General features: G+C 60.5%; 21 protein-coding genes and 1 pseudogene. 1 reads left to right on the forward strand and 21 read right to left on the reverse strand.

From position 1 onward, the window contains the following. Positions 1–24: 24 nt before the first annotated feature. The 5 genes from surE to J3P95_RS19955 all read right to left on the reverse strand — a co-directional run bounded on the left by surE (position 25) and on the right by J3P95_RS19955 (position 4,383). Positions 25–774 (reverse strand): 5'/3'-nucleotidase SurE, encoded by a 750-nt coding sequence (gene surE, locus J3P95_RS19935; protein WP_434558421.1) that lies wholly within the window; start codon positions 772–774, stop codon positions 25–27. Beyond that, positions 762–1,820 carry a tRNA pseudouridine(13) synthase TruD gene (gene truD / locus J3P95_RS19940; protein WP_434579972.1) on the reverse strand — a complete coding sequence of 353 codons (1,059 nt, stop codon included), beginning with the start codon at positions 1,818–1,820 and terminating at the stop codon, positions 762–764. The genes surE and truD overlap by 13 nt, the downstream gene beginning before the upstream one ends. Beyond that, on the reverse strand, positions 1,817–2,290 hold the full coding sequence (gene ispF / locus J3P95_RS19945; protein WP_434558423.1) for a 2-C-methyl-D-erythritol 2,4-cyclodiphosphate synthase: 474 nt from the start codon (positions 2,288–2,290) through the stop codon (positions 1,817–1,819). Before ispF ends, truD begins: the two co-directional genes overlap by 4 nt. A gap of 43 nt (positions 2,291–2,333) precedes the next feature. After that, the gene (gene fghA, locus J3P95_RS19950) at positions 2,334–3,179 is read right to left on the reverse strand and encodes an S-formylglutathione hydrolase (protein WP_434558424.1); all 846 of its coding nucleotides are present in this window, start codon (positions 3,177–3,179) and stop codon (positions 2,334–2,336) included. A gap of 91 nt (positions 3,180–3,270) precedes the next feature. Further along, positions 3,271–4,383 (reverse strand): S-(hydroxymethyl)glutathione dehydrogenase/class III alcohol dehydrogenase, encoded by a 1,113-nt coding sequence (locus J3P95_RS19955; RefSeq protein WP_025212132.1) that lies wholly within the window; start codon positions 4,381–4,383, stop codon positions 3,271–3,273. A gap of 107 nt (positions 4,384–4,490) precedes the next feature. Between J3P95_RS19955 and J3P95_RS19960 the strand changes: the two genes are divergently transcribed. Then, complete coding sequence (locus J3P95_RS19960; RefSeq protein ID WP_434558425.1) at positions 4,491–5,387, forward strand: LysR substrate-binding domain-containing protein; 897 nt, start codon at positions 4,491–4,493, stop codon at positions 5,385–5,387. 59 nt (positions 5,388–5,446) lie between these two features. Here J3P95_RS19960 and ispD read toward each other — a convergent pair whose 3' ends face one another. The 16 genes and pseudogenes from ispD to rseP all read right to left on the reverse strand — a co-directional run bounded on the left by ispD (position 5,447) and on the right by rseP (position 25,417). Next, the gene (gene ispD / locus J3P95_RS19965; RefSeq protein WP_434558426.1) at positions 5,447–6,154 is read right to left on the reverse strand and encodes a 2-C-methyl-D-erythritol 4-phosphate cytidylyltransferase; all 708 of its coding nucleotides are present in this window, start codon (positions 6,152–6,154) and stop codon (positions 5,447–5,449) included. Then, on the reverse strand, positions 6,151–6,429 hold the full coding sequence (ftsB, locus tag J3P95_RS19970; protein WP_024779031.1) for a cell division protein FtsB: 279 nt from the start codon (positions 6,427–6,429) through the stop codon (positions 6,151–6,153). The genes ispD and ftsB overlap by 4 nt, the downstream gene beginning before the upstream one ends. 171 nt (positions 6,430–6,600) lie before the next feature. Then, positions 6,601–7,890 carry a phosphopyruvate hydratase gene (gene eno, locus J3P95_RS19975; protein WP_186611208.1) on the reverse strand — a complete coding sequence of 430 codons (1,290 nt, stop codon included), beginning with the start codon at positions 7,888–7,890 and terminating at the stop codon, positions 6,601–6,603. Between the two features lie 154 nt (positions 7,891–8,044). Continuing rightward, positions 8,045–8,890 (reverse strand): 3-deoxy-8-phosphooctulonate synthase, encoded by an 846-nt coding sequence (gene kdsA, locus J3P95_RS19980; protein ID WP_434579969.1) that lies wholly within the window; start codon positions 8,888–8,890, stop codon positions 8,045–8,047. Positions 8,891–8,894: 4 nt separating this feature from the next. Further along, positions 8,895–10,526: a CTP synthase gene (locus tag J3P95_RS19985; RefSeq protein ID WP_186611207.1), complete on the reverse strand. Its 1,632-nt coding sequence runs from the start codon at positions 10,524–10,526 to the stop codon at positions 8,895–8,897. Between the two features lie 274 nt (positions 10,527–10,800). After that, positions 10,801–12,127, reverse strand: a pseudogene (tilS, locus tag J3P95_RS19990) (tRNA lysidine(34) synthetase TilS). 69 nt (positions 12,128–12,196) lie between these two features. Beyond that, positions 12,197–13,144: an acetyl-CoA carboxylase carboxyltransferase subunit alpha gene (locus J3P95_RS19995; protein WP_434558427.1), complete on the reverse strand. Its 948-nt coding sequence runs from the start codon at positions 13,142–13,144 to the stop codon at positions 12,197–12,199. 150 nt (positions 13,145–13,294) lie between these two features. Next, positions 13,295–16,816 (reverse strand): DNA polymerase III subunit alpha, encoded by a 3,522-nt coding sequence (dnaE, locus tag J3P95_RS20000; RefSeq protein ID WP_434579967.1) that lies wholly within the window; start codon positions 16,814–16,816, stop codon positions 13,295–13,297. Positions 16,817–16,919: 103 nt separating this feature from the next. Further along, positions 16,920–17,558 carry a ribonuclease HII gene (gene rnhB / locus J3P95_RS20005; protein WP_434579966.1) on the reverse strand — a complete coding sequence of 213 codons (639 nt, stop codon included), beginning with the start codon at positions 17,556–17,558 and terminating at the stop codon, positions 16,920–16,922. Continuing rightward, on the reverse strand, positions 17,555–18,685 hold the full coding sequence (gene lpxB, locus J3P95_RS20010; protein ID WP_434579964.1) for a lipid-A-disaccharide synthase: 1,131 nt from the start codon (positions 18,683–18,685) through the stop codon (positions 17,555–17,557). The genes rnhB and lpxB overlap by 4 nt, the downstream gene beginning before the upstream one ends. Before the next feature lie 2 nt (positions 18,686–18,687). Next, on the reverse strand, positions 18,688–19,464 hold the full coding sequence (lpxA, locus tag J3P95_RS20015; protein WP_434579962.1) for an acyl-ACP--UDP-N-acetylglucosamine O-acyltransferase: 777 nt from the start codon (positions 19,462–19,464) through the stop codon (positions 18,688–18,690). Then, entirely contained in the window at positions 19,461–19,901 is a 441-nt protein-coding gene (gene fabZ / locus J3P95_RS20020; protein ID WP_003184897.1) for a 3-hydroxyacyl-ACP dehydratase FabZ, read from the reverse strand. The genes lpxA and fabZ overlap by 4 nt, the downstream gene beginning before the upstream one ends. A 105-nt stretch (positions 19,902–20,006) precedes the next feature. Beyond that, positions 20,007–21,062, reverse strand: coding sequence for a UDP-3-O-(3-hydroxymyristoyl)glucosamine N-acyltransferase (gene lpxD, locus J3P95_RS20025; RefSeq protein ID WP_434579961.1), 1,056 nt, complete (start codon positions 21,060–21,062; stop codon positions 20,007–20,009). Between the two features lie 3 nt (positions 21,063–21,065). After that, complete coding sequence (locus J3P95_RS20030; protein ID WP_434558433.1) at positions 21,066–21,569, reverse strand: OmpH family outer membrane protein; 504 nt, start codon at positions 21,567–21,569, stop codon at positions 21,066–21,068. 45 nt (positions 21,570–21,614) lie between these two features. Then, positions 21,615–23,990 (reverse strand): outer membrane protein assembly factor BamA, encoded by a 2,376-nt coding sequence (gene bamA / locus J3P95_RS20035; protein ID WP_434558434.1) that lies wholly within the window; start codon positions 23,988–23,990, stop codon positions 21,615–21,617. Between the two features lie 74 nt (positions 23,991–24,064). Beyond that, the gene (gene rseP / locus J3P95_RS20040; protein ID WP_434579960.1) at positions 24,065–25,417 is read right to left on the reverse strand and encodes an RIP metalloprotease RseP; all 1,353 of its coding nucleotides are present in this window, start codon (positions 25,415–25,417) and stop codon (positions 24,065–24,067) included. Between the last annotated feature and the right edge of the window lie 36 nt (positions 25,418–25,453).

A 25,453-nucleotide genomic window follows, 5' to 3' on the forward strand; every position in this document is an offset into this window, starting at 1 on the left:
GCATATCGTCTTGTTCGCGAGCCATCAGCGCAGCCCCTCCAGCCAGCCATCGAGATGTAGGAAGGCATCGTTGAAGGTCCGATCGAACTGCAAGGGCGTGATCGAGACATAGCCTTGCATGACCGCATGAAAGTCCGTGCCAGGCCCGCCGTCCTCGGCATCGCCGGCGGCTGCGATCCAGTAGCCAGCCTTGCCGCGCGGGTCGACGACGTGCATCGGTTTGGCGGCGCGGGCACGATGGCCCAGGCGGGTCAGCTGGATGCCGCGAATATGGTCAAGCGGCAGGTTCGGGATGTTCACATTCAGCACCGTGCGCGGCGGCAGGTCCAGCGCGCCGTGGGCCTGCACCAGTTTACGGGCGAAGTAGGCGGCGGTGGGCAAGTTATCGACCTGCCGTGAAACAAACGAAAAGGCAAACGAGGTCTGGTTCAGGAAACGACCTTCCAGGGCTGCCGCGACAGTACCGGAATACAGCACGTCGTCGCCCAGGTTAGCGCCCAGGTTGATACCTGAGACCACCATGTCCGGCTCGCGCTCCAACAGGCCGTTAAGGCCCAGGTGCACACAATCGGTCGGCGTGCCGTTGAGACTGATGAAACCGTTTTCAAGGTAACAGGGGTGCAGCGGACGGTCGATCGTCAGCGAACTGCTGGCGCCGCTCTTGTCCTGGTCCGGGGCGATGACCACGCATTCGGCAAAATCCGCCAGCGCAGCATAAAGCGCGGCAAGGCCGGGTGCTGTCACCCCATCGTCGTTAGAAATCAGAATACGCATGGGCTGTCCGTCTGCCCTACCGGCACCAGATCGACGAGTTCGCGCACCAAGACAGTGGCGAAGCATCCGGCCGGCAGGACGAATTCCAATTGCAGAATGTCAGGCGAGGGATAATGCCACGACAGCCCGCCGATGGGCAGTCGCAGGATACGACGTTCGTGACTCATTCCCGCGGTTATCAACCAGTCTCGCAATGAGGCCTCGCTTTCGGCGACGGCTTGCTCGAGCTCGAATACCGCGCCAGCGGTGGGCGAAGGGCCTTCGCCCCACTGAGGCCCGGTCGGATGCAGGTCGAGGATTGCCAGGCGCGGATCGCTGCATTCAGCTTCGCCCGCCGGGAAGAAACTGCGGCTGTCGGTGAACGCCAGCAAATCGCCTACTTGGGCGGTTTGCCAGGTGCCATCGGCCACCCGGGCCGCCAGCACCTTGTTAAACAGAAAGCTACGGGCCGTGGACAGCAGGCGCGAACGCACGTTGCGCTGCTCCGGCAATGCCCCGCGAGCAGCCCAGGCACGGGCATCAACGACGTTTGCGCCGTCATGGCCAAAACGCTGGACGCCGAAATAGTTCGGAATGCCTTGGCGAATAATCTGTTGCAGACGCGCTTCGATAGCCTCTTTGTCGCCCTTGAACTGGGTCAGGCGCAGGGTGAAACCATTGGCCGAATGCGCGCCGCGCTGCAGCTTGCGCCGATGGCGACCGATCTTGAGGATCTTCAGCGTTTCATTTTCCGCCGCCGACAAATCCGGGTCGGCCTTGCCTGGCAGCTGCACGCTGAACCACTGGCGAGTCAGGGCTTGGCGATCCTTGAGCCCGGCATAGCTGACCGTGCGCAACGGTACCCCGGCAGCCTTGGCAAGGCGCCGGGCCGCTTCTTCGGTGTTCAGGCCACGTTTTTCAACCCAGATCCACAGGTGCTCGCCATCGCCACTCAACGGAATGTCGAGCACTTCATCGACCTGGAAATCTTCCGCCGTGGCCTTGAGTACCGCGCTGCCCAGCGACTCACCGTAGGCCCGCGGGCCCAATAGTTCGAGTTCGGTCATGGGCGCAGCAACAACGCAACGGAATGGACGGCAATACCTTCTTCGCGACCGACGAAGCCAAGCTTCTCGGTGGTGGTGGCTTTCACGTTCACCTGGTCAAGGTCAACCTGCAGATCCTCGGCAATCTGCTGGCGCATCGCTTCGATGTGTGGCGCCATCTTGGGCGCCTGGGCAACGATCGTGTTGTCGACGTTGCCGATTTTCCAGCCTTTGGCGTGGATCAACGAAACCACGTGACGCAGCAACACGCGGCTGTCGGCGCCCTTGAATTGCGGGTCGGTGTCCGGGAAGTGTTTGCCGATATCGCCCAAGGCGGCCGCGCCAAGCAATGCATCGCTCAAGGCGTGCAGCAAAACGTCACCGTCTGAATGCGCGAGCAGCCCGAAGCCGTGTGCGATACGCACGCCGCCCAGAGTAATGAAGTCGCCTTCAGCGAAACGGTGAACATCGTAGCCGTGGCCAATACGCATAAAAAAACGCCCCGATTTTTGTCAGGGCGTGATTCTACCTGCATTAGCCGTTCAGGGCGCGTGCATGATGTTGCAAGTGTTCATCGATGAAGCTGGCGATGAAAAAGTAGCTGTGGTCATAGCCCGGTTGCAGGCGCAGTTCCAACGGATGGCCGGCCGCCTTGGCGGCTTGTTGCAAGGCTTCGGGCTTGAGCTGGTTGGCCAGGAAATCGTCACGATCACCCTGGTCCACCAGCAGCGGCAGCTTTTCGCCGGCCTCGGCGATCAACGCACAAGCATCCCACTCACGCCATTTCGAGCGGTCTTCTCCCAGGTAGCGGGAGAAGGCCTTCTGCCCCCATGGACAATCCATGGGGTTGTTGATCGGCGAAAACGCCGATACCGAGCGGTAACGCCCGGGGTTGCGCAACGCGCAGACCAGCGCGCCATGCCCACCCATGGAGTGACCACTGATGCCTCGTTTATCGGATGCCGGGAAATGGGCTTCGACCAGCGTCGGTAATTCCTGCACGACGTAGTCATGCATCCGGTAGTGCCGCGCCCAAGGTTCCTGCGTGGCGTTGACATAAAAGCCCGCGCCGAGGCCAAAGTCCCAGGCGCCATCCGGATCGCCCGGCACGTCGGCGCCACGGGGGCTGGTGTCCGGCGCGACAATGATCAGCCCCAACTCGGCAGCCAAGCGCTGGGCCCCGGCCTTCTGCATGAAGTTTTCGTCGGTGCAGGTCAGTCCGGACAACCAGTACAACACGGGCAACTTGCCGCCCTGCTCCGCCTGCGGCGGGAGGTAGACGGCAAACACCATGTCACAACCAAGCACTTCGGAACGGTGCCGGTAACGCTTGTGCCAGCCGCCAAAGCTTTTCTGGCAGGAAATGTTTTCAAGGTTCATGGGCAATACTTCAGCGGCAAGCTTCAAGCTTCAAGCTGCAAGTGGGGGTGAACCGACTTGCAGCTTGTAGCTTGAAGCTTATGGCTGCTCCTTAGAAATGAATAACGGTACGAATGCTCTTGCCCTCGTGCATCAGGTCAAAGGCTTTGTTGATGTCTTCCAGGCCCATGGTGTGGGTAATGAACGTGTCCAGCGGGATCTCGCCCTTCTCGGCCATTTCCACGTAGCTTGGCAACTCGCTGCGACCGCGCACACCACCAAATGCCGAACCGCGCCAGACGCGCCCGGTCACCAACTGGAATGGGCGGGTGGCGATTTCCTGGCCGGCCCCGGCCACGCCGATGATCACCGACTCGCCCCAACCTTTGTGGCAGCATTCCAGCGCGGCACGCATCAGTTGAACATTGCCGATGCACTCGAAGGAAAAGTCCACGCCGCCGTCGGTCATATCGACGATGACTTCCTGGATCGGACGGTCGAAGTCTTTCGGGTTGACGCAGTCGGTGGCACCGAGCTGCTTGGCAATTTCGAACTTGGCCGGGTTGATGTCGATGGCGATGATGCGCGAAGCCTTGGCTTTCACGGCGCCAATCACCGCTGACAGGCCGATGCCGCCCAGGCCAAAAATGGCCACGGTGTCACCCGGCTTGACCTTCGCGGTGTTGAGCACCGCGCCGATACCCGTGGTGACGCCACAACCCAGCAGGCAAACCTTTTCCAGCGGCGCTTCTTTTGGAATCTTCGCGACGGAGATTTCCGGCAACACGGTGTACTCGGAGAACGTCGAAGTACCCATGTAGTGGAAAATCGTCTCGCCCTTGTAGGAAAAACGCGAAGTGCCATCCGGCATCAAGCCCTTGCCCTGGGTAGCGCGAATCGCCTGACACAGGTTGGTCTTGCCCGACTTACAGAACTTGCACTGGCCGCACTCCGGGGTGTAGAGCGGAATCACGTGGTCGCCCACCGCTACCGAAGTCACGCCCTCACCGATGGCTTCGACAATCGCGCCGCCTTCGTGGCCGAGGATCGACGGGAAAATCCCCTCCGGATCGGCGCCGGACAAGGTGTAGGCATCGGTATGACAAACACCCGAAGCCACTACGCGCAGCAACACTTCGCCTGCCTTGGGCATGGCGACGTCGACTTCGACGATTTCCAGCGGTTTCTTGGCCTCGAAGGCAACGGCGGCGCGCGACTTGATCATTCGAATACTCCGGTAAATAAAAACGAGACAGGGAGTGTAATCCTCCACCGGACGATGAATAATCCGGCCGAAAGCAAAACATTATTGCTGTATAGGGATAATCCTCAATGTCCGATAGCCGCTGGGAAGGAATCGACGAGTTTGTCGCCGTGGCCGAATGCAGCCAATTCACCGCCGCCGCCGAACGCCTTGGGGTTTCTTCGTCCCATATCAGTCGCCAAATCGTACGGCTTGAAGAGCGTCTTCAAACACGATTGCTCTATCGCAGCACTCGCCGGGTAACACTGACCGAAGCCGGCCAAACCTTCTTGCAGCATTGCCAGCGCCTCCAGGACGGACGCGAAGAAGCATTGCGGGCGGTGGGCGACCTGACCAGCGAACCCAAGGGCATGCTTCGAATGACCTGCGCCGTGGCCTACGGCGAACGGTTCATCGTGCCGTTGGTGACGCGGTTCATGGGGATTTATCCGCAGTTGCGGGTGGACATCGACCTGAGCAATCGGCCGCTGGACCTGGTGCACGAAAGCCTGGATCTGGCGATTCGCCTCGGCCGGTTGCAGGACTCGCGCCTGGTGGCCACGCGCCTGGCGCCACGGCAAATGTACCTGTGTGCGTCACCATCCTATCTGGAACGCTACGGCCGGCCCCACAGTTTGTCTGAACTGAGTCGCCACAACTGCCTGATCGGCAGCTCGGACCTCTGGCAGTTGGAACAGAACGGCCGGGAATTTTCGCAGCGGATACAGGGAAACTGGCGTTGCAACAGTGGGCAGGCGGTGTTGGACGCTGCGCTGCAAGGCGTGGGGCTGTGCCAGCTTCCGGATTATTACGTGCTGGAGCACTTGAAAAGCGGTGCATTGATTTCCCTGCTGGAGACCCATCAGCCCCCCAACACAGCGGTGTGGGCGCTGTATCCACAGCAGCGGCATTTGTCGCCGAAGGTGCGCAAGTTGGTGGATTACTTGAAGGAAGGGTTGGCGCAGCGGCCAGAATACCGCGGTTAGGAGCCGGCGGTTTCATGAGCAGTGAGCCGGTGTTTAGCGGATTCGCCCCCCTGAGCGGGCTAACGGCGATTCGCCCAACGTTGACGCAACCACTCCAGGTCTTCCGGCCGGGTGACCTTGATGTTGTCGGCCCGCCCTTCGATCAACCGAGGCGCCTGCCCCGCCCATTCCATGGCGGACGCTTCGTCGGTAATCAGCGCATCGGCCACCAAGCTGTCGGCCAAAGCCCGATGCAGGGCACCGAGGCGGAACATCTGCGGTGTATAGGCTTGCCAGATCACGCTGCGATCAACGGTTTCCAGCACGCGCCCCTGTTTATCGACGCGCTTGAGGGTGTCGCGCGCCGGGACGGCCAGCAGACCGCCGACCGGATCGATCGACAGCTCGCCCAACAAAGTGTCCAGGTCTTCCCGGGCCAGGTTCGGCCGGGCGGCATCGTGTACCAGCACCCAATCATGGTCATCGGCGCCCTGTTCGTGCAGATGCAGCAAGGCATTGAGTACCGAGTCCGAACGCTGCGCACCTCCGTCCACACGCTGGATGCGCGGGTCGCCGGCACAAGCCAGGGTCGGCCAGTAAGGGTCATCGTGGGCAATGCTGACCACCACGCCTTTGACGGTCGGGTGATCGAGGAAACAGCCAAGGCTGTGTTCGAGAATAGTGCGCCCGGCCAGTTGCAAATATTGCTTGGGACGGTCCGCGGCCATTCGGGCGCCAACGCCCGCGGCAGGAATCACGGCCCAGAAGGCCGGGAGACGAATACTCATTGGGCGAGCTGGTAGAGGGTTTCGCCCTCCTTGACCATGCCCAACTCATGACGGGCCCGCTCTTCCACGGTCTCCATGCCTTTCTTCAGTTCCATCACTTCGGCGTCCATCACCCGATTGCGCTCCAGCAGTGCTTCGTTTTCAGCGTGCTGATCGGCAATTTGCTGGGTCAGGTCGGCCACTTGCGCCAAGCTGCCGTTACCCACCCACAGGCGGTACTGCAGGCCGGCCAGCAACAAGAGCAAGACAAGGAACAACCAATTGGGACTGCGCATCGAATATCAGGTATCCAGTGAAAAAAGACCGCCATGCCAAACTTTGAAGCGTCTGATAGCACGAAGCCTGGAGAACCCAGGCTTGTGCTTGATAAGGCATCAGATTAGAGGCAAAACCGCCGTCATGGCGACCTTTGCGACAAAATCAGCTGTCTTTTTACCATTTACCGCTTAGCCGCGAAACTCGGCGCGACCGTTGTACTTGGCCTTGCCGTTCAACTGCTCTTCGATACGCAGCAGTTGGTTGTACTTGGAAACGCGGTCGGAACGGCACAGCGAACCGGTCTTGATCTGGCCCGCCGCGGTGCCCACGGCCAGGTCGGCAATGGTCGAATCTTCGGTTTCACCGGAGCGGTGGGAGATCACGGCGGTGTAGCCGGCGGCCTTGGCCATCTGGATGGCTTCCAGGGTTTCGGTCAGGGTGCCGATCTGGTTGAACTTGATCAGGATCGAGTTGGCGATCTTCTTGTCGATGCCTTCTTTCAGGATCTTGGTGTTGGTCACGAACAAGTCGTCGCCCACCAGCTGGGTTTTTTCGCCGATCTTGTCGGTGAGGATTTTCCAGCCGGCCCAGTCGGACTCGTCCAGGCCGTCTTCGATGGAGATGATCGGGTAACGTTCGGTCAGGCCCTTGAGATAGTCGGCAAAACCTTCGGCAGTGAACACCTGGCCTTCGCCGGACAGGTTGTACTTGCCGTCTTCGTAGAATTCACTGGCGGCGCAGTCCAGGGCCAGGGTCACGTCGGTGCCCAGTTTGTAGCCGGCGTTGGCCACGGCTTCGGAGATCACTTTCAGTGCGTCTTCGTTGGACGCCAGGTTCGGCGCGAAGCCGCCCTCGTCACCCACCGCAGTGCTCAGGCCACGGGCTTTGAGCACGGCCTTCAGGTGATGGAAAATCTCGGTGCCCATGCGCAGGCCTTCGGAGAAGGTCTTGGCGCCGACCGGCTGCACCATGAATTCCTGGATGTCGACGTTGTTATCGGCATGCTCGCCGCCGTTGATGATGTTCATCATCGGCACCGGCATCGAGTAGACGCCCGGCGTACCGTTCAGGTTGGCGATGTGTGCATACAGCGGCAGGTCCTGGTCCTGGGCGGCAGCCTTGGCAGCGGCCAGGGAAACGGCGAGGATCGCATTGGCGCCCAGGGTGGCTTTGTTTTCAGTACCGTCGAGCTTGATCATGGCCTGATCGAGGGCTTTCTGGTCGGCAGGATCCTTGCCCAGCAACAGGTCGCGGATCGGACCGTTGATGTTGGCGACAGCTTTCAGCACGCCCTTGCCCAGGTAACGGCTCTTGTCGCCATCACGCAGCTCCAGCGCTTCGCGCGAGCCAGTGGAAGCACCGGACGGCGCGCAGGCGCTGCCGATGATGCCGTTGTCGAGAAGCACGTCCGCTTCGACAGTGGGGTTGCCACGGGAGTCGAGAACTTCACGACCTTTGATGTCGACGATTTTTGCCATTGTTGTAAACACTCCAAAGTTGACGAAAACGACGCAGCGAGAGGAAATCTTTTACCGTCGGCGGGCAGAAAGCAGCGGGCAGGCTTGCCGACGATAACGCCCGGCCCGCAGGCCAGAGCGTTTATCGAGCGGTACTTTACCGGAGAAAGCCGTCTTACACGGTTTCTATCGTCGGAAAACCCTTGACCAGCTCGTCCAGCGACTTGAGCTGAGACAGAAAAGGTTCCAGCTTGTTCAAGCGCAAGGCACAAGGGCCGTCACACTTGGCGTTGTCCGGATCAGGGTGGGCTTCGAGGAACAGGCCCGCCAGGGACTGGCTCATGCCTGCCTTGGCCAGGTCGGTCACCTGGGCGCGACGACCACCGGCGGAGTCGGAACGACCGCCCGGCATTTGCAACGCATGGGTCACGTCGAAGAACACCGGGTACTCGAACTGCTTCATGATGCCGAAGCCGAGCATGTCCACTACCAGGTTGTTGTAGCCGAAGCTCGAACCACGCTCGCAGAGGATCAACTGGTCATTCCCGGCTTCCTCGCACTTGCTCAGGATGTGCTTCATTTCCTGGGGCGCGAGGAACTGGGCCTTCTTGATATTGATCACCGCGCCGGTCTTAGCCATCGCCACCACCAGGTCGGTCTGGCGCGACAGGAAGGCTGGCAGCTGGATGATGTCGCAGACCTCGGCGACGACCGCGGCCTGGGCCGGCTCATGGACGTCGGTGATGATCGGCACGCCGAAGGCTTGCTTGATGTCCTGGAAGATCCGCATGCCTTCTTCCAGGCCCGGGCCACGGTAGGAAGTGACCGACGAGCGGTTGGCCTTGTCGAAGCTGGCCTTGAAAACGTAAGGGATGCCCAGTTTCTGGGTGACCTTCACGTATTCTTCGCAGACCTGCATCGCCATGTCGCGGCTTTCCAGCACGTTCATGCCGCCAAACAGCACCATGGGCTTGTCGTTGGCAATCTCGATGTCGCCGACGCGGATGATCTTCTGGGCCATGGTCTTATGCCTTTTTCTGGTGTTGAGCCAAAGCGGCTTTCACGAAACCGCTGAACAACGGATGGCCGTCGCGCGGTGTCGAGGTGAACTCCGGGTGGAACTGGCAAGCGACAAACCATGGATGATCCGCCGCCTCGACCACTTCAACCAGCGCGCCGTCACCGGAGCGGCCGGAAATCTTCAGGCCGGCTTCGATCAGTTGCGGCAGCAGGTTGTTGTTCACTTCGTAGCGATGACGATGGCGCTCGACGATCACATCCTTGGCGTAGCAATCGTGCACCTTGGAGCCGGCTTCAAGCAGGCATTCCTGGGCGCCGAGGCGCATGGTGCCGCCCAGGTCCGAAGTTTCGGTGCGCACTTCCACGGCACCGGTGGCGTCCTCCCACTCGGTGATCAGGCCTACGACCGGGTGGCCGCTGGCACGATCGAACTCGGTGGAGTTGGCGTCTTTCCAGCCCATCACGTTACGGGCGAACTCGATGACCGCCACTTGCATGCCCAGGCAGATGCCCAGGTACGGCACCTTGTTTTCACGAGCGTATTGCACCGCGGTGATCTTGCCTTCTACACCACGCAGGCCAAAGCCGCCCGGCACGAGGATCGCATCGGCGCCTTCGAGCAGGCCGGTGCCCTGGTTCTCGATGTCTTCGGAATCGATGTAGCGCAGGTTGACCTTGGTGCGGTTGCTGATACCGGCGTGGCTCATCGCTTCGATCAGCGATTTGTAGGCATCCAGCAGTTCCATGTACTTGCCGACCATGGCGATGGTGACTTCGTGCTCCGGGTTGAGCTTGGCATCGACCACGGCTTCCCATTCGGACAGGTCGGCGCTCGCGCACTGCAGACCGAAGCGCTCGACGACAAAGTCGTCCAGGCCTTGGGCGTGCAGGATGCCCGGGATCTTGTAGATGGTGTCGGCGTCTTCGAGGCCGATGACCGCACGCTCTTCAACGTTGGTGAACTGGGCGATCTTGCGACGCGAGGAAATGTCGATCGGGTGATCGGAGCGGCAGATCAGCACGTCCGGCTGCAGGCCAATGGAGCGCAGCTCCTTGACCGAATGCTGGGTTGGCTTGGTCTTGGTTTCGCCGGCGGTGGCGATGTACGGCACCAGTGTCAAGTGCATCAACATCGCGCGCTTGGCGCCGATTTCGAAACGCAGTTGGCGGATAGCCTCGAGGAACGGCTGGGACTCGATATCGCCCACGGTGCCGCCGATCTCGACCATCGCCACGTCGGCGTCGCCGGCACCCTTGATGATGCGGCGCTTGATCTCGTCGGTGATGTGCGGGATGACCTGGATGGTCGCGCCCAGGTAATCACCACGGCGCTCTTTGCGCAGCACGTGCTCGTAGACACGGCCGGTGGTGAAGTTGTTGTTCTGGGTCATGGTCGTGCGGATGAACCGCTCGTAGTGGCCCAGGTCCAGGTCGGTCTCGGCGCCGTCATGGGTGACGAACACTTCACCGTGCTGGAACGGGCTCATCGTACCCGGGTCGACGTTGATGTACGGGTCCAGCTTGAGCATGGTGACCTTAAGTCCCCGCGCCTCCAGGATGGCCGCCAATGAAGCCGAGGCAATGCCTTTCCCCAATGAAGAAACAACACCGCCCGTGACGAATATGTAGCGCGTCATGAAAAACCCTAGAAGTCTGCGTTAAAGCGGTCCGAGCCGCCGGGGAAAGCGAAGGAAGGCCGAAGCCCCCGATCACCTGCATTAATCACAGTGCACCTTTCAAAAAAACCGCCGCGTCGGGACAGACCGGAGGTGAAATCACCGGTACGTTGCTCGCTACACATTTTTTGGAATCGCCCAGCAAAGACTGCTTGGTAATCGGCAACTTCTGCAATTCAGGCGAATCCACAGAAGTTGTATCAAGAAGGGAGCGTAGTCTACCGGAAAGCCCCTTTCAGCTCAAACCCAGATCTTGGCTTTCATGGCTGCCAGATCAACTGCCAACCGCTATCAGCACTGCCGTCGAGCCCCGCAAGGCTCGCCACCGCCAGCAATTGCTCGCCCCGGTAGAGCAGCGGCCATCGACCGCGAGCGAACGCGGGCACGCCGCTTTCGTTGAACAGACGCTTGAGATCACGGTGGCCGCGCCCCGGCAATTGCATGACTTCGCCGCCCTGGCGATAACGGATGCAGAGCGGACCGGCGGGAATCTCGCCGCGCAGCATCACCCGTCCATTGCCCGGCAGCAGCAATGGCAAGTCGATCCGCGGCCATTGAATGGGACCCGCGACCGCGCGCAACCAACGGTCGGATAACCAAAAGATTCGTCCGCCTGAACGGTGTAACTCGCCATCCGCCAATCGCCAGACCGGATGGGCATCTTCCTTTGCATCACGCAACGAATCCCAGCCGGCCCAATGATCGCTGTCGGGAAGCCTCGTCACCGAGGCCAACCAATGGCTCAGGACATTGCGCTGGCGGGCCGGTGACAGGGCCTGCAATGGCGCCAGTTCAAGCGATCGCAATCCAAGCCAGTCGAACGCGCCAGGCGTCCGGGCGCGCTCCAGATCGATCTGCGCCAATTCTTCCAGCAAACCTTGGGCCTCGCTCAGATGCGCGGCACTGCGGGCCAGAGTCATCGATGCCTGGGGCCATTGCTCGGTCAGTGCCGGAAAAACTCGCTGGCGCAGGTAATTGCGCGCGTAGCGATGATCATCGTTGGAAGGGTCCTCGACCCAGCTCAGGCCCTGTAGCGCGGCATAGGTTTGCAGCTCGGCGCGGGACACATCGAGCAACGGCCGCAGCAAGTAGCCCTGCCCCAAGGGACGCTGCCTCGGCATTGCCGACAAGCCTCTCACCCCCGCTCCGCGCAGCAAGCGAAACAGCAAGGTTTCGGCCTGGTCGTCCCGGTGCTGGGCGGTGAGCAGCACGTCGTTATCATGTGTCGCCGCGATGAAAGCGCCATAACGTGCGTCCCGGGCAGCGCGCTCGACGCTGGCGCCGGGACGGACTTGGACACTGACCACCTGCAGCGGCACTCCAAGCGCTTCGCAAACCCGTCGACAATGGTCCGGCCAGGCATCGGCCACAGCTTGGAGGCCGTGATGCACATGGATAGCGCTTAGCGCAGGCAAGGTTTGGTTTTTTGCCAGGGATACGAGCAGATGCAGCAGGACGGTGGAGTCGAGACCACCGGAGAAGGCGATGCGCCAGTTGGCGGCGTTGCGCCGAGGGGCTAGCTGTACGAGGAGACGGGAGGGCAGATCCGCGCTGGGGTTCATAGGATTCAGCCTTGGTACGAGCCCATGTGGAAGCGAGACAGCTCGCCCCACATGGATATAGCGCTCAGATCAGAGACCGTAGCTCATCAACCGCTCATAGCGACGAGTCAACAGTTCATCGTTGTCGAACTTCTTCAACATCGACAGCTGCGAACTCAGCTCGGCGCGGATCAGTGCCGCGGCCGCCGCTGGGTCACGATGGGCGCCGCCCACCGGCTCGCTGATCACTTTGTCGACGATGCCCAGGCCCTTGAGACGCTCGGCGGTGATGCCCATGGCCTCAGCGGCATCCGGTGCCTTCTCGGCGGTTTTCCACAGGATCGAGGCGCAGCCTTCCGGCGAGATCACCGCGTAGGTGGAATATTGCAGCATGTTCAACTGGTCGCAGACGCCAATGGCCAATGCACCGCCGGAACCGCCTTCGCCAATCACCGTGGCGATGATCGGCGTTTTCAGGCGTGCCATGACGCGCAGGTTCCAAGCGATCGCTTCACTCTGGTTGCGCTCTTCGGCGTCGATGCCCGGATAGGCGCCCGGCGTGTCGATGAACGTCAGGATCGGCATCTTGAAGCGTTCGGCCATTTCCATCAGGCGGCAGGCCTTGCGATAGCCTTCCGGACGCGGCATACCAAAGTTGCGGCGCACTTTTTCGCGCACTTCGCGGCCCTTCTGGTGACCGATGATCATGACCGGCTGGTCGTCCAGGCGAGCGACACCGCCGACGATCGCGGCGTCGTCGGAGAAGTGGCGGTCGCCGTGGAGCTCATCGAACTCGGTGAAGATGTGTTCAATGTAGTCCAGGGTGTAGGGGCGACGCGGATGACGCGCCAGACGCGCGATCTGCCAGCTGGTCAGCTTGCCGAAGATGTCCTCGGTCAGCGTGCGGCTTTTGTCCTGCAGCCGAGAGATTTCATCGCCGATATTCAGCGAATTGTCGTTACCGACCAAGCGCAACTCTTCAATCTTGGCTTGAAGGTCGGCGATCGGCTGTTCGAAATCTAGAAAATTCGGGTTCATAGGCGTCCGTCTTGGGTCGACGTCCAAGAGAGCTTGGGCCGGCCGGTTGTCTATTCGCGCCCTACCTTAAGGGAGAGGCGCGTTCAGGTCGAGATTAAAAATTCGAGTCGAGGTCAGGGGCGCTCTGGGTTCAAGAGTGGCACCTGGCCGTCAACGGTATTGGAGGAAGACGTTGTCTTTGCCGAACTGGTCACGCAAGGCTTGAATCAACGCATCCGCCGGATCGATCCGCCAGCCCTCGCCGAACTGCAACACGGCCTTGGCGTCGGGTCGCACGTACTCCATGGTAATCGGGCACGCACCGCGATGGCGTTTGAACAATTCGCCCAACCAGCGTAGCTGATCGCCCTTCAGATCCTGGGTCTGCAACTTCAAGCGCAGGCTTTCCGCCAGGTTGGTACGAGCATCCTCCATGCTCATCACCCGCTTGACCCGCAGCCGCAGGCCACCGGAAAAGTCGTCGTTGCTGACTTCGCCCTCCACCACCACCATCGCGTCGGTCTGCAACAGCGACTGCGCCGAATGGAACGCATCGGCGAACAACGAAGCCTCGATGCGCCCGGAGCGGTCGTCGAGGGTGATGAAGCCCATCTTGTCGCCCTTTTTGTTTTTCATCACCCGCAGGGCAATGATCATACCGGCGACGGTTTGTGTATCGCGAGCAGGCTTGAGGTCGATGATGCGCTGGCGGGCGAAACGACGGATCTCCCCTTCGTACTCGTCGATCGGGTGACCGGTCAGGTACAGGCCCAAGGTGTCTTTCTCACCCTTGAGGCGTTCCTTGAGGGTCAGTTCCTTGGCCTTGCGATGGTTGGCGTAGACATCGGCGTCTTCTTCGACGAACAGCCCGCCAAACAGATCGGCGTGACCGCTGTCGTGGGTACGCGCCGTTTGCTCGGCGGCCTTGATCGCCTCTTCCATGGCGGCCAGCAACACTGCGCGGTTGCGGTCGATGTTGGCCTGGTAGGCCTTGGGCTCGTCCTGGAAGTAAGGGCCCAGGCGGTCCAGCGCGCCACTGCGGATCAAGCCGTCAAGGGTGCGCTTGTTGATGCGCTTGAGGTCGACCCGGGCGCAGAAATCGAAGAGGTCCTTGAACGGCCCGTCCTGGCGCGCTTCGGTGATGGCTTCCACTGGCCCTTCGCCCACGCCCTTGATCGCGCCCAGGCCATAGATGATGCGGCCTTCGTCGTTCACCGTGAACTTGAACTCCGAAGCGTTCACGTCGGGTGCGTCGAGGCGCAGCTTCATGGTGCGCACTTCTTCGATCAAGGTCACGACCTTGTCGGTGTTGTGCATATCCGCCGACAGTACCGCGGCCATGAACGGCGCCGGGTAATGCGCCTTCAGCCAGGCGGTCTGGTACGAGACCAGGCCGTAGGCGGCGGAGTGGGATTTGTTGAAGCCGTAACCGGCGAATTTTTCCACCAGGTCGAAAATGTTCCCGGCCAGGTCAGGGTCAATGCCGTTGGTCGCGCAACCTTCGATGAAGCCGCCGCGCTGCTTGGCCATCTCCTCGGGTTTTTTCTTACCCATGGCCCGACGCAGCATGTCCGCGCCGCCGAGCGTGTAGCCAGCCATCACCTGGGCAATCTGCATCACCTGTTCCTGGTACAGGATGATGCCATAAGTCGGTGCCAGCACTGGCTTCAAGCCTTCGTACTGATAATCCGAGTGCGGGTACGCCAGCTCGGCGCGACCGTGCTTACGGTTGATGAAGTCATCCACCATGCCCGATTGCAGGGGGCCCGGACGGAACAGGGCCACGAGGGCGATGAGATCTTCCAGGCAGTCGGGCTTGAGCTTCTTGATCAGTTCCTTCATGCCGCGGGATTCAAGCTGGAACACCGCCGTGGTTTCGGCTTTTTGCAGCAGGCTGTAGGTCGGCTTGTCATCCAGCGGGATGAACGCGATGTCCAGCGGTTCTTCACCGACCTTGGCCCGGTCGCGGTTGATGGTCTTCAGCGCCCAGTCGATGATCGTCAGGGTCCGCAGGCCGAGGAAGTCGAACTTCACCAGGCCTGCCGCCTCGACGTCGTCCTTGTCGAACTGGGTCACCAGGCCATCGCCTTCTTCATCGCAATAAATTGGCGAAAAGTCAGTCAGCTTGGTCGGCGCGATCACCACGCCACCGGCGTGCTTGCCGACGTTACGCACCACGCCTTCAAGCTTGCGGGCCATCTCCCAGATTTCCGCGGCCTCTTCATCGACCTTGATGAAGTCCCGCAGGATTTCTTCCTGCTCGTAGGCCTTCTCCAGGGTCATGCCGACTTCAAACGGGATCATTTTCGACAGGCGATCCGCCAGGCCGTAGGATTTGCCCTGCACCCGCGCCACGTCACGTACCACAGCCTTGGCGGCCATGGAACCGAAGGTGATGATCTGGCTTACGGCGTTGCGGCCGTATTTTTCGGCCACGTAGTCGATCACCCGGTCACGACCATCCATGCAGAAGTCGACGTCGAAGTCGGGCATGGAGACCCGTTCCGGGTTGAGGAAACGTTCGAACAGCAGGTCATATTCCAGCGGGTCGAGGTCGGTGATCTTCTGTACGTAGGCCACCAGCGACCCGGCGCCCGATCCACGGCCAGGCCCAACCGGCACGCCGTTGTTCTTGGCCCACTGGATGAAGTCCATCACGATCAGGAAGTAACCGGGGAACCCCATCTGGATGATGATATCCAGCTCGAAATTCAACCGGTCGACATAGACCTGGCGCTTGGCTTCGTAGTCTTCGGTGGTGTCCTTGGGCAGCAGGACCTTGAGGCGATCTTCCAGGCCGTCGAACGAGACCTTGCGAAAATATTCGTCGATGGTCATGCCATCGGGAATCGGGAAGTTGGGCAAGAAGTGCTTGCCCAGTTTCACTTCGATGTTGCAGCGCTTGGCGATCTCGACGGTGTTTTCCAACGCCTCGGGCAAGTCGCTGAACAACTCGGCCATTTCCTCGGCGCTCTTGAGGTATTGCTGGTCGCTGTAGTTCTTCGACCGACGCGGGTCGTCGAGGGCGCGGCCCTCACCGATGCAGACACGGGTTTCGTGGGCTTCGAAATCTTCCTGCTTGATGAACCGCACGTCGTTGGTCGCCACCAGCGGCGCGCCGATCTTGTCAGCCAGGGCCACGGCGGCGTGCAGGTGTTCTTCGTCGTTGGGGCGGCGGGTGCGCTGCACCTCGATGTAGAAACGGTCCGGGAACACCGCCATCCAGTCACGGGCCAGGATCTCGGCTTCGTCGGGGTTGCCACTGAGCAGGGCCAGGCCGATTTCACCCTCCTTGGCCGCCGACAGCATGATCAGCCCTTCACTGGCCTCGGCCACCCACTTGCGCTCGATGATGATCGAGCCGTTGCGCTGGCCATCGATAAAGCCACGGGAGATCAGCTCGGTGAGGTTGCGATAACCCTGGGCGTTCATCACCAACAGGCTGATACGGCTCAGCGGCGCGTCCGGGTCTTTGTTCGACAGCCACAGGTCGGCGCCGCAGATCGGCTTGATCCCGGCGCCCATGGCGGCCTTGTAGAACTTGACCAGCGAACACATGTTGTTCTGGTCGGTGACCGCCACGGCAGGCATGTTCATGCCCACCAGGGTCTTGACCAGTGGCTTGATCCGCACCAGGCCGTCGACCAGGGAATATTCAGTGTGCAGGCGTAGATGAACGAATGAAGCCGGCATAGTGATCCTGCGTTAAGTCATGAAAACAACAAGGCCCGGATTGTACCGGGCCTTGGGTAAAACATCAGCCAGCAACTCATGCTGTCCACCTGAGGAATGAACCTTAGATTTCGATCAAGCCATCACGGGCTTCATAAGCCAGCCGCACCGGGGCGAAGGAGCGTCGATGGATGGGCGTTGGTCCGAGGCGCGCCAGGGCCTCCAGATGAACCGGCGTCGCATAGCCCTTGTGGCTGCCGATCCCGTAGCCCGGGTAGATCAATTCGAAAGCGGTCATTTCCCGGTCACGGCTGACTTTCGCCAGGATCGAAGCCGCCGCGATGGCGGGCACCTTGCCGTCGCCCTGAATGACCGCCTCGGCGCGCATCGACAGGTTGGGGCAGCGGTTGCCGTCGATCATCGCCAGTCTCGGGGTGATATGCAGGCCTTGTACCGCACGCTGCATTGCAAGCATGGTGGCGTGCAGGATGTTCAACTCGTCAATCTCTTCGACCTCGGCCCGGGCGATGCACCAGCTCAGCGCTTTTTCGCAGATTTCGTCGTAGAGCTTTTCACGACGGGCCTCGGTGAGTTTTTTCGAATCATCGAGGCCAATGATCGGCCGGTTCGGGTCGAGAATCACCGCAGCCGTCACCACGGCTCCGCACAACGGGCCACGACCGACCTCGTCGACACCGGCCACCAGTTCTTCGACTTCGGCGACCAGGTTGAAGTCCAGGCCCATCTGCTTCACATGATTCATTGTTTTGCGCCAATCAAGGTCAATACCGCGTCCGCCGCCTGGTTGGAGGCATCGCGGCGCAAGGTACGGTGAATCTCATCGAAGCCTCGCGTCTGCTCTTCACCGCCATCAATCAGCGGCGAAAGCGTCTTGGCCAGCGCCTCGGCCGTTGCGTCGTCCTGAAGCAATTCAGGCACCAACAGGCGCTGGGCCAACAGGTTCGGTAACGAGACGTAAGGGCTCTTGACCATGCGCTTGAGAATCCAGAATGTCAGCGGCGCCAGGCGATAGGCGACCACCATTGGGCGCTTGAACAACAATGCCTCAAGGGTAGCAGTGCCGGACGCAATCAACACGGCATCGCAGGCCGCTAGCGCCTGATGGGATTGACCGTCGAGTAGCGTCACCGACAAATCGCGCCCGGCCAGCAGCGCTTCAAGCTGGACCCGCCGCTGAGGGCTGGCGCACGGCAAGACGAACCTGACGCCAGGACGCATCGCTTGCAGACGTTCGGCGGCATCGAAGAACAAGCCCCCCAGGCGACTCACCTCGCCACCCCGGCTGCCGGGCATCAAGGCCACCAACGGACCGTCGGGCAGGCCCAACGCTTGGCGCGCCGCCGCGCGGTCCGCCTCCAGCGGAACGGTGTCGGCCAAAGTGTGACCGACAAACCGCACGGGCACGCCCTTTTCTTCGTAGAACCTGGCTTCGAATGGCAGCAGCGTCAGCATCAGGTCGCAGCCCTCGCGAATCTTCAATACGCGTTTCTGCCGCCACGCCCAGACCGAAGGGCTGACGTAATGAACCGTCTTGATGCCGGCCTGGCGCAGCTTGAGTTCGATATTGAGGGTGAAATCCGGAGCGTCGATGCCGATGAACACGTCCGGTTTTTCGTCGATCAGGGTCTGGATCAGCTTCTTGCGCCGAGCCAGCAACTCGCGCAGGCGACCGAGCACCTCCACCAGCCCCATCACCGACAGGCGTTCCATCGGGAAATAGGAGGTCAGGCCCTCGGCCTGCATCAACGGCCCGCCGACCCCGATGAACTCCACCGCGGGATGCTGCGCCTTGAGCGCGCGCATCAGGCCGGCCCCCAGGATGTCACCGGAAGCCTCTCCCGCCACCAGTGCAACGCGCACGTTAACCATGGTCAGCGAGTGATGCCGCGGGTCGAAGACTGGATGGAATCGCGGAAGATCGCGACTTCCGGGTGCTGCCGCGAAGCCTCGGCCAGCTCGGCGAGCGCCTGCTCGACGGTCAGGCCCTGGCGATACACCACCTTGTAGGCCCGACGCAGCGCGGTAATTGCCTCTTCGCTGAAACCACGACGGCGCATGCCTTCGAAGTTCATGCTGCGGGCTTCGGCCGGGTTGCCGAACACGGTGACGTAGGCTGGAACGTCCTTGCCGATGGCGGTGCCCATGCCGGAAAAACTGTGGGCGCCGATATGGCAATACTGATGGACCAGGGTAAACCCGGACAGGATCGCCCAATCGTCCACATGCACGTGGCCGGCCAGCGCGGTGTTGTTGACCAGGATGCAATGGTTGCCGATAACGCTGTCATGACCGATGTGGGCATACGCCATGATCAGGTTGTGGTCGCCCAGGGTCGTTTCGGAACGGTCTTGAACGGTGCCACGGTGAATCGTCACGCCTTCGCGGATCACGTTGTGATCGCCGATGACCAGACGCGTTTCTTCACCTTTGTACTTGAGATCGGGCGTGTCCTCGCCTATCGACGAAAACTGGTAGATGCGATTGTGCCGGCCAATCCGGGTCGGTCCCTTGAGAATTACGTGGGGGCCGATCACCGTGCCCTCGCCGATTTCCACACCTGCGCCGATGATCGACCAAGGGCCAACCTCGACATCGGCGGCCAGAACGGCCGTCGGATCGATGATTGCGCGAGGGTCAATCAAATTCATAGCTTGCGTTCCGCGCAGATGATTTCAGCGGAGCAGACCGGCTTGCCGTCGACCGAAGCCTGGCACTCGAATTTCCAGATCTGGCGCTTGCAGCTGATGAATTTGGCCTCGAGGATCAACTGATCGCCCGGGGTGACAGGCTGGCGGAAGCGCAGCTTGTCGGAGCCGACAAAATAATAAAGCGTGCCATCGGCAGGCTTGACGTCGAGCATTTTGAAACCAAGGATCCCGGCAGCCTGAGCCATCGCCTCGATGATCAGAACGCCCGGCATGATTGGATGCGCGGGGAAGTGACCATTGAAGAATGGTTCGTTGATGCTGACATTCTTGTAGGCGCGAATGCGCTTGCCTTCAACATCCAGGTCCACGACCCGATCCACCAGCAGGAACGGGTAACGGTGAGGCAGGTATTCGCGAATCTCGTTGATGTCCATCATTTCGGGGGGAAGCCTATGTAAAGATTGGGAGCGCACGAGTGACGCGCACTCCGCTAGCAAATCAAGATGCCCTAACGGCTGTGCACACTTGATATGGAAATGGTATCAGCCATCTGATGAAGCATTGCCGCCAGGGGTCACGTCCCCTACACGCTTTTCCATCTGTTTCAGGCGCCGGGCGATGTCGTCGAGCTGGCGGATACGCGCCGCGCTCTTTCGCCATTCAGCCGCCGGCTGCATCGCCGTACCGGAAGAATAGGCACCCGGCTCGGTAATCGAGTGGGTAACCATGGTCATGCCGGTCAGGAAAACGTTGTCGCAGATATCGATATGTCCCACCAGCCCTACGCCACCGGCCAGCATGCAATGCTTGCCGATCTTGGTGCTGCCGGAGATGCCCACGCAGGCAGCCATGGCGGTGTGATCACCGACCTGGACGTTGTGGGCGATCTGGATCTGGTTGTCGAGCTTTACGCCATTGCCTATTACGGTATCGGCCAGTGCACCACGGTCGATCGCGGTGTTGACGCCGATTTCCACGTCATCGCCAACGGTGACACCGCCGACCTGGGCGATCTTCTGCCAGATGCCTTTCTCATTGGCGAAACCGAACCCTTCACCGCCCAGCACTGCGCCGGACTGAATCACCACCCGTTTGCCGATGCGCACATCGTGGTACAGGGTAACGCGTGGCGCCAACCAGCCGCCTTCGCCAATCTCGCTACGCGCGCCAATGACGCAATGGGCGCCCAGCGTGACGCCGGCACCGATTCGGGCCGCGCTTTCGATGACGACAAAGGGACCGATACTGGCCGTGGGGTCAACCGCCGCATCCGCCGCGATCACCGCACTGGGATGAACGCCAGCAGCCGACTTCGGCTTGGGATCGAACAAATGGGAAATGCGCGCATACGCCAGGTATGGATCGGGCACTATCAGCGCATCGCCGGCAAACCCTTCGGCATCGCCAGCCTTGAGCAACAGCGCGGCAGCCCGGCTGTCAGCCAGGTACTTGCGGTATTGAGGGTTTGCCAGGAAGCTCAACTGAGCTGGGCCAGCCTCTTGCAAAGTGGCTAGCCCAGTAATTGCCTTCTCCGGGTCGCCACGCAGGGTGGCGCCGAGGAACTCGGCCAATTGGCCGAGCTTGATAGTCGCTGTCATGGATTACTTCAGCTGGTTCATGCGCTCGATAACCTGGCGCGTGATGTCGTATTGAGGTTTGACATCGATTACTGCACCACGCTCGAACACCAGGTCAAAACCACCTTTCTTGATGACTTCTTCCACGGCGCTGTCGAGTTTCGGCTTGAGCTGCTTGAGCATTTCACGGTCGGCAACAGCTTTGGCTTCGTTCAGCTCCTTGGACTGGAACTGAAAGTCTCGGGCCTTCTGCTTGAATTCGAGTTCCAGACGCTCGCGTTCACCCTGGGCCATCTTGTCGCCGCCGGCAACAAGACGATCCTGGATACCCTTGGCGCTGCTTTCCAGGCCCTTGAGCTTGGTCAGTTGCGGGCCGAACTTCTTCTCGGCGTCCACGGCGTATTTTTTGGCCGCGTTGGATTCCAGCAGGGCCATCTGATAGTTCAGAACGGCGATTTTCATGTCGGCAAAAGCCGGACCTGCGACCAGTACGGTCGCCAGGAGAACCAATTGAGTCAACTTACGCACGATGTACTCCTACAAAATCCATTGTCGTTATCTTGGGTCAGACGCTTAGAACGTCTGGCCGAGGGAGAATTGGAACACTTGGGTTTCAGCGTCATCCGGTTTCTTGATCGGCATCGCCAACGCGAAGCTCAATGGGCCCAGCGCGGTGACCCAGGTCACGCCGACACCGACGGAGCTGGCGAGGTTACTCAGGCTGATGTCGTTGCACTTGGTGTTGGATCGGGTGCCGTTGGCGTTGGTGGTGTCATCGCAACTGGAGTCGAATACGTTACCCACATCCCAGAATACCGAGGTACGCAGGGAGCGCTGATCCTTGACGAACGGCATCGGGAACAGGAGTTCGGCGCCGCCCTGGATGAGCACGTTGCCACCGAACGGCAGCGGATCCTGATCCGGGTCGGCAATGGTGCCTGGGTTGGTGCCTCGGCTCGGCGTACTGCGCGGGCCCAGGGTACTGTCCTTGAAGCCACGTACCGAGTTGAAACCACCAGCATAGTAGTTCTCGTAGAACGGCAGGCCATCAGTCGAGCCGTAACCATCGCCATAGCCCAGCTCGGTGTGCAGGCGCATGGTGTAGTTATCGCTCAACGGCTGGAACAGCTGGCCACGATAATCGATCTTGAAGAACGACAGGTCGCTGCCAGGTGTAGTCGTTTCCAGGACCAGGCTCTGGGAACGGCCGCGGGTCGCCAGTACGCCTTTGTTCAGGGTCGATTCGGACCAGCCGACAGAGGCCTTGAAGTTCAGGTACTTGTCGCCTTCCTTCTCGACAAAATCGAAGATCTCGTCAACGGTATAGCGGCCAGTGCTGATCTCATCCTGCTGGGCAGTGAGACCGAATGTAAGCCGCGAAGTCTCGCTGATTGGATAACCCACGTTGACGCCGGCACCCAAGCTGTCTACCGCATAGCTGGATACATCGGAATCAAGCTCGTCATAGTCGGTGGTGCGATAAAAGGCGTTGTAGCCCAGGCTCACACCGTCCGCGGTCCAGTAGGGGTCCACGAAACCGAAGTTGTAACGGGTCTGGTATTCGCTGCGGGTCAGGCCGACGCTGACCCTGTTACCGGTACCCAGGAAGTTGTTCTGGGTAATCGAACCACCCAGGATCAGGCCCGCGCTCTGGGCGAAACCGACGCTGGCGGTGATCGAGCCGGAAGCTTGCTCTTCAACGCTGTAATTCACATCGACCTGGTCATCGACGCCCGGTACAGCCGGAGTCTCGACGTTGACTTCCTTGAAGAAGCCCAGGCGCTCCAGGCGGGTCTTGGACTGGTCGATCAGGTAGGTCGACGCCCAGCCACCTTCCATCTGGCGCATTTCACGGCGCAGCACTTCGTCCTCGGACTTGGTGTTGCCACGGAAGTTGATGCGGTTGACGTAGGCGCGCTTGCCCGGGTCCACGGCGAAGGTGATGTCGACGGTATGGTCTTCATCGTGCGGCTGCGGCACGCCGTTGACGTTGGCGAAGGTGTAGCCCTCGTTACCCAGGCGACGGGTGATCAGTTCAGACGTGGTGGTCATCAGCTTGCGCGAGAAAACCTGGCCCTTCTGCACCAGCAACAGCGACTTGACCTGGTCTTCAGGAACCTTCAGGTCACCACTGAGCTTGACGTCACGAACGGTGTATTTCTCGCCTTCGTTGACGTTGACGGTGATGTAGACGTGCTTCTTGTCCGGAGTAATGGACACCTGGGTCGAGGCGATGTCCATATTGATGTAGCCACGGTCCAGGTAGTAGGAACGCAGGCGCTCCAGGTCACCGGAGAGTTTTTCACGGGCGTACTTGTCGTCGTTCTTGAAGAACGACAACCAGTTGGTGGTCTTGAGTTCGAACAGGTCGATCAGGTCTTCATCGGGGAAGACGGTGTTGCCCACCACGTTGATGTGCTGGATGGCCGCAACGGTGCCTTCGTTGATGTTCACCTTCAGGCCGACGCGGTTGCGCGGTTGCGGCACGACCTCGGTGTCGACGGTAGCCGAGTAGCGGCCTTGGGCAACGTACTGGCGTTGCAGCTCGTTGCGCACACCTTCGAGGGTGGCGCGCTGGAAGATCTCGCCTTCGGCCAGGCCGGATTGCTTGAGGCCTTTCATCAGGTCTTCAGTGGAGATCGCCTTGTTGCCTTCGATCTCGATACTGGCGACCGACGGGCGCTCGACGACCGTGATGACCAGAACATTGCCGTCACGGCCCAGCTGGATATCTTGAAAGAAGCCGGTCTTGAACAGAGCGCGAGTGGATTCCACCAGGCGCCGATCATCCGCTTGCTCGCCGACGTTGAGCGGCAAGGCACCAAAGACGCTACCCGCGGAAACCCGCTGGAGGCCGTTGACGCGAATATCAGAGATAGTGAAGGACTCGGCGTGAACTTCGGCGATCATCAATACGGTGAGAACCGCAGTTAGCAGCAGACGTTTCATGAAGTCCTTTCTTATTCCAACTGGCAATAAACAAACTGCCGCAAAATGCGGCAGATTCGCAATTCAGCGAAGCGTTACAGACGACCCAGATCGTTGACCAAGGCAAGCAACATCACCCCGACCACCAAGCTGATACCGATCTGTATCCCCCAACCCTGCACCCGATCCGACAAGGGACGACCACGCGCCCACTCGATCAGATAAAACAGCAGATGCCCCCCATCCAGTACCGGAATGGGCAGCAAATTCAGAACCCCCAGGCTAATGCTCAGATAAGCAAGGAAATTCAGGAAATCAGCGACGCCCGACTGGGCAGAAGCGCCCGCCACTTTAGCAATGGTTATCGGTCCACTCAAGTTTTTTACCGAGAGCTCGCCGAACAACATTTTCTTGAGCGAGTCGAGGGTCAGGACACTCATGGTCCAAGTACGCCGCGCACCCTCTCCAATGGCCGCGACAGGACCGAAGCTGACCTCGCGGATCATTTCCGCTGGCCATTCGACAGCCTTGACGCCAGCGCCCAGATAACCGGTCGGCGCCTTGCTTTCGCCACGGGCAGCCAGGTTCACCGGGACGTCGATTGAAGCACCGTCGCGCTCTACACGCAGCACAATCTTGGTATCAGGACGTACACGAACCGAGTCGACTACCTGCTGCCAGTCACTGACCGACTGGCCATCGAAAGCCAGCAAGCGGTCACCGGCCTTCAAGCCAGCGGCCTGAGCCGGGCCTTTGGGATCAAGTTCAGCCACCACTGGCGGCAACGCCGGACGCCATGGGCGAATCCCCAAGGAGCGGATCGGGTCCGGCTCGTCCGCACCCTTGAGCCAATTATCGAGCATCAGCTCCCGGGGCAAATCCGCCGTCGATCCCTGCTCACGTACCAGCAGTTGCAACGAACCGCTTTCACCCAGGCGACGGACCAATTGCAGGTTGACGGCAGCCCAGCCCGAGGTCGGCTCACCGTCTATGGCAACGATTTCCTGCCCAGCGCTCAATCCGGCGCGAGCCGCCACGCTGCCCGCCTCGACCGCACCGATAACCGGCCGCACCTGCTCGCTGCCCAACATCGCCAGCGCCCAGAAAAACACCATGGCCAGCAGGAAGTTGGCGATAGGTCCGGCCGCAACGATAGCGATACGCTGACGGACGGTTTTGCGATTGAAGGACTGGTCGAGTTGATCGGCGGGCACTTCACCCTCACGCTCATCGAGCATCTTGACGTAGCCGCCCAGTGGGATGGCCGCCACGACAAATTCGGTCCCCTGCTTGTCATGCCAGCGCAGCAACGGCATGCCGAAGCCGACGGAAAAACGCAGGACCTTGACGCCACAGCGACGCGCGACCCAGAAATGGCCGAATTCGTGAAAAGTGACCAGCACCCCCAGCGCAACCAGGGTGCCGACAATCATATAGAGCGCGCTCATCTGTTTTCTCCACAATCCTGTCCAGGACAACCCTGG

It is taken from the genome of Pseudomonas sp. Z5-35, from assembly GCF_051131945.1.
Classification (GTDB): domain Bacteria; phylum Pseudomonadota; class Gammaproteobacteria; order Pseudomonadales; family Pseudomonadaceae; genus Aquipseudomonas; species Aquipseudomonas marvdashtae.

What these genes read in the sequence shown, in the direction of transcription:
- surE (WP_434558421.1), bottom strand. Translation starts at nt 774, where the DNA reads ATGCGTATTCTGATTTCTAACGACGATGGGGTGACAGCACCCGGCCTT.
- truD (WP_434579972.1), bottom strand. Translation starts at nt 1,820, where the DNA reads ATGACCGAACTCGAACTATTGGGCCCGCGGGCCTACGGTGAGTCGCTG.
- ispF (WP_434558423.1), bottom strand. Translation starts at nt 2,290, where the DNA reads ATGCGTATTGGCCACGGCTACGATGTTCACCGTTTCGCTGAAGGCGAC.
- fghA (WP_434558424.1), bottom strand. Translation starts at nt 3,179, where the DNA reads ATGAACCTTGAAAACATTTCCTGCCAGAAAAGCTTTGGCGGCTGGCAC.
- J3P95_RS19955 (WP_025212132.1), bottom strand. Translation starts at nt 4,383, where the DNA reads ATGATCAAGTCGCGCGCCGCCGTTGCCTTCGAGGCCAAGAAACCGCTG.
- J3P95_RS19960 (WP_434558425.1), top strand. Translation starts at nt 4,491, where the DNA reads ATGTCCGATAGCCGCTGGGAAGGAATCGACGAGTTTGTCGCCGTGGCC.
- ispD (WP_434558426.1), bottom strand. Translation starts at nt 6,154, where the DNA reads ATGAGTATTCGTCTCCCGGCCTTCTGGGCCGTGATTCCTGCCGCGGGC.
- ftsB (WP_024779031.1), bottom strand. Translation starts at nt 6,429, where the DNA reads ATGCGCAGTCCCAATTGGTTGTTCCTTGTCTTGCTCTTGTTGCTGGCC.
- eno (WP_186611208.1), bottom strand. Translation starts at nt 7,890, where the DNA reads ATGGCAAAAATCGTCGACATCAAAGGTCGTGAAGTTCTCGACTCCCGT.
- kdsA (WP_434579969.1), bottom strand. Translation starts at nt 8,890, where the DNA reads ATGGCCCAGAAGATCATCCGCGTCGGCGACATCGAGATTGCCAACGAC.
- J3P95_RS19985 (WP_186611207.1), bottom strand. Translation starts at nt 10,526, where the DNA reads ATGACGCGCTACATATTCGTCACGGGCGGTGTTGTTTCTTCATTGGGG.
- J3P95_RS19995 (WP_434558427.1), bottom strand. Translation starts at nt 13,144, where the DNA reads ATGAACCCGAATTTTCTAGATTTCGAACAGCCGATCGCCGACCTTCAA.
- dnaE (WP_434579967.1), bottom strand. Translation starts at nt 16,816, where the DNA reads ATGCCGGCTTCATTCGTTCATCTACGCCTGCACACTGAATATTCCCTG.
- rnhB (WP_434579966.1), bottom strand. Translation starts at nt 17,558, where the DNA reads ATGAATCATGTGAAGCAGATGGGCCTGGACTTCAACCTGGTCGCCGAA.
- lpxB (WP_434579964.1), bottom strand. Translation starts at nt 18,685, where the DNA reads ATGGTTAACGTGCGCGTTGCACTGGTGGCGGGAGAGGCTTCCGGTGAC.
- lpxA (WP_434579962.1), bottom strand. Translation starts at nt 19,464, where the DNA reads ATGAATTTGATTGACCCTCGCGCAATCATCGATCCGACGGCCGTTCTG.
- fabZ (WP_003184897.1), bottom strand. Translation starts at nt 19,901, where the DNA reads ATGATGGACATCAACGAGATTCGCGAATACCTGCCTCACCGTTACCCG.
- lpxD (WP_434579961.1), bottom strand. Translation starts at nt 21,062, where the DNA reads ATGACAGCGACTATCAAGCTCGGCCAATTGGCCGAGTTCCTCGGCGCC.
- bamA (WP_434558434.1), bottom strand. Translation starts at nt 23,990, where the DNA reads ATGAAACGTCTGCTGCTAACTGCGGTTCTCACCGTATTGATGATCGCC.
- rseP (WP_434579960.1), bottom strand. Translation starts at nt 25,417, where the DNA reads ATGAGCGCGCTCTATATGATTGTCGGCACCCTGGTTGCGCTGGGGGTG.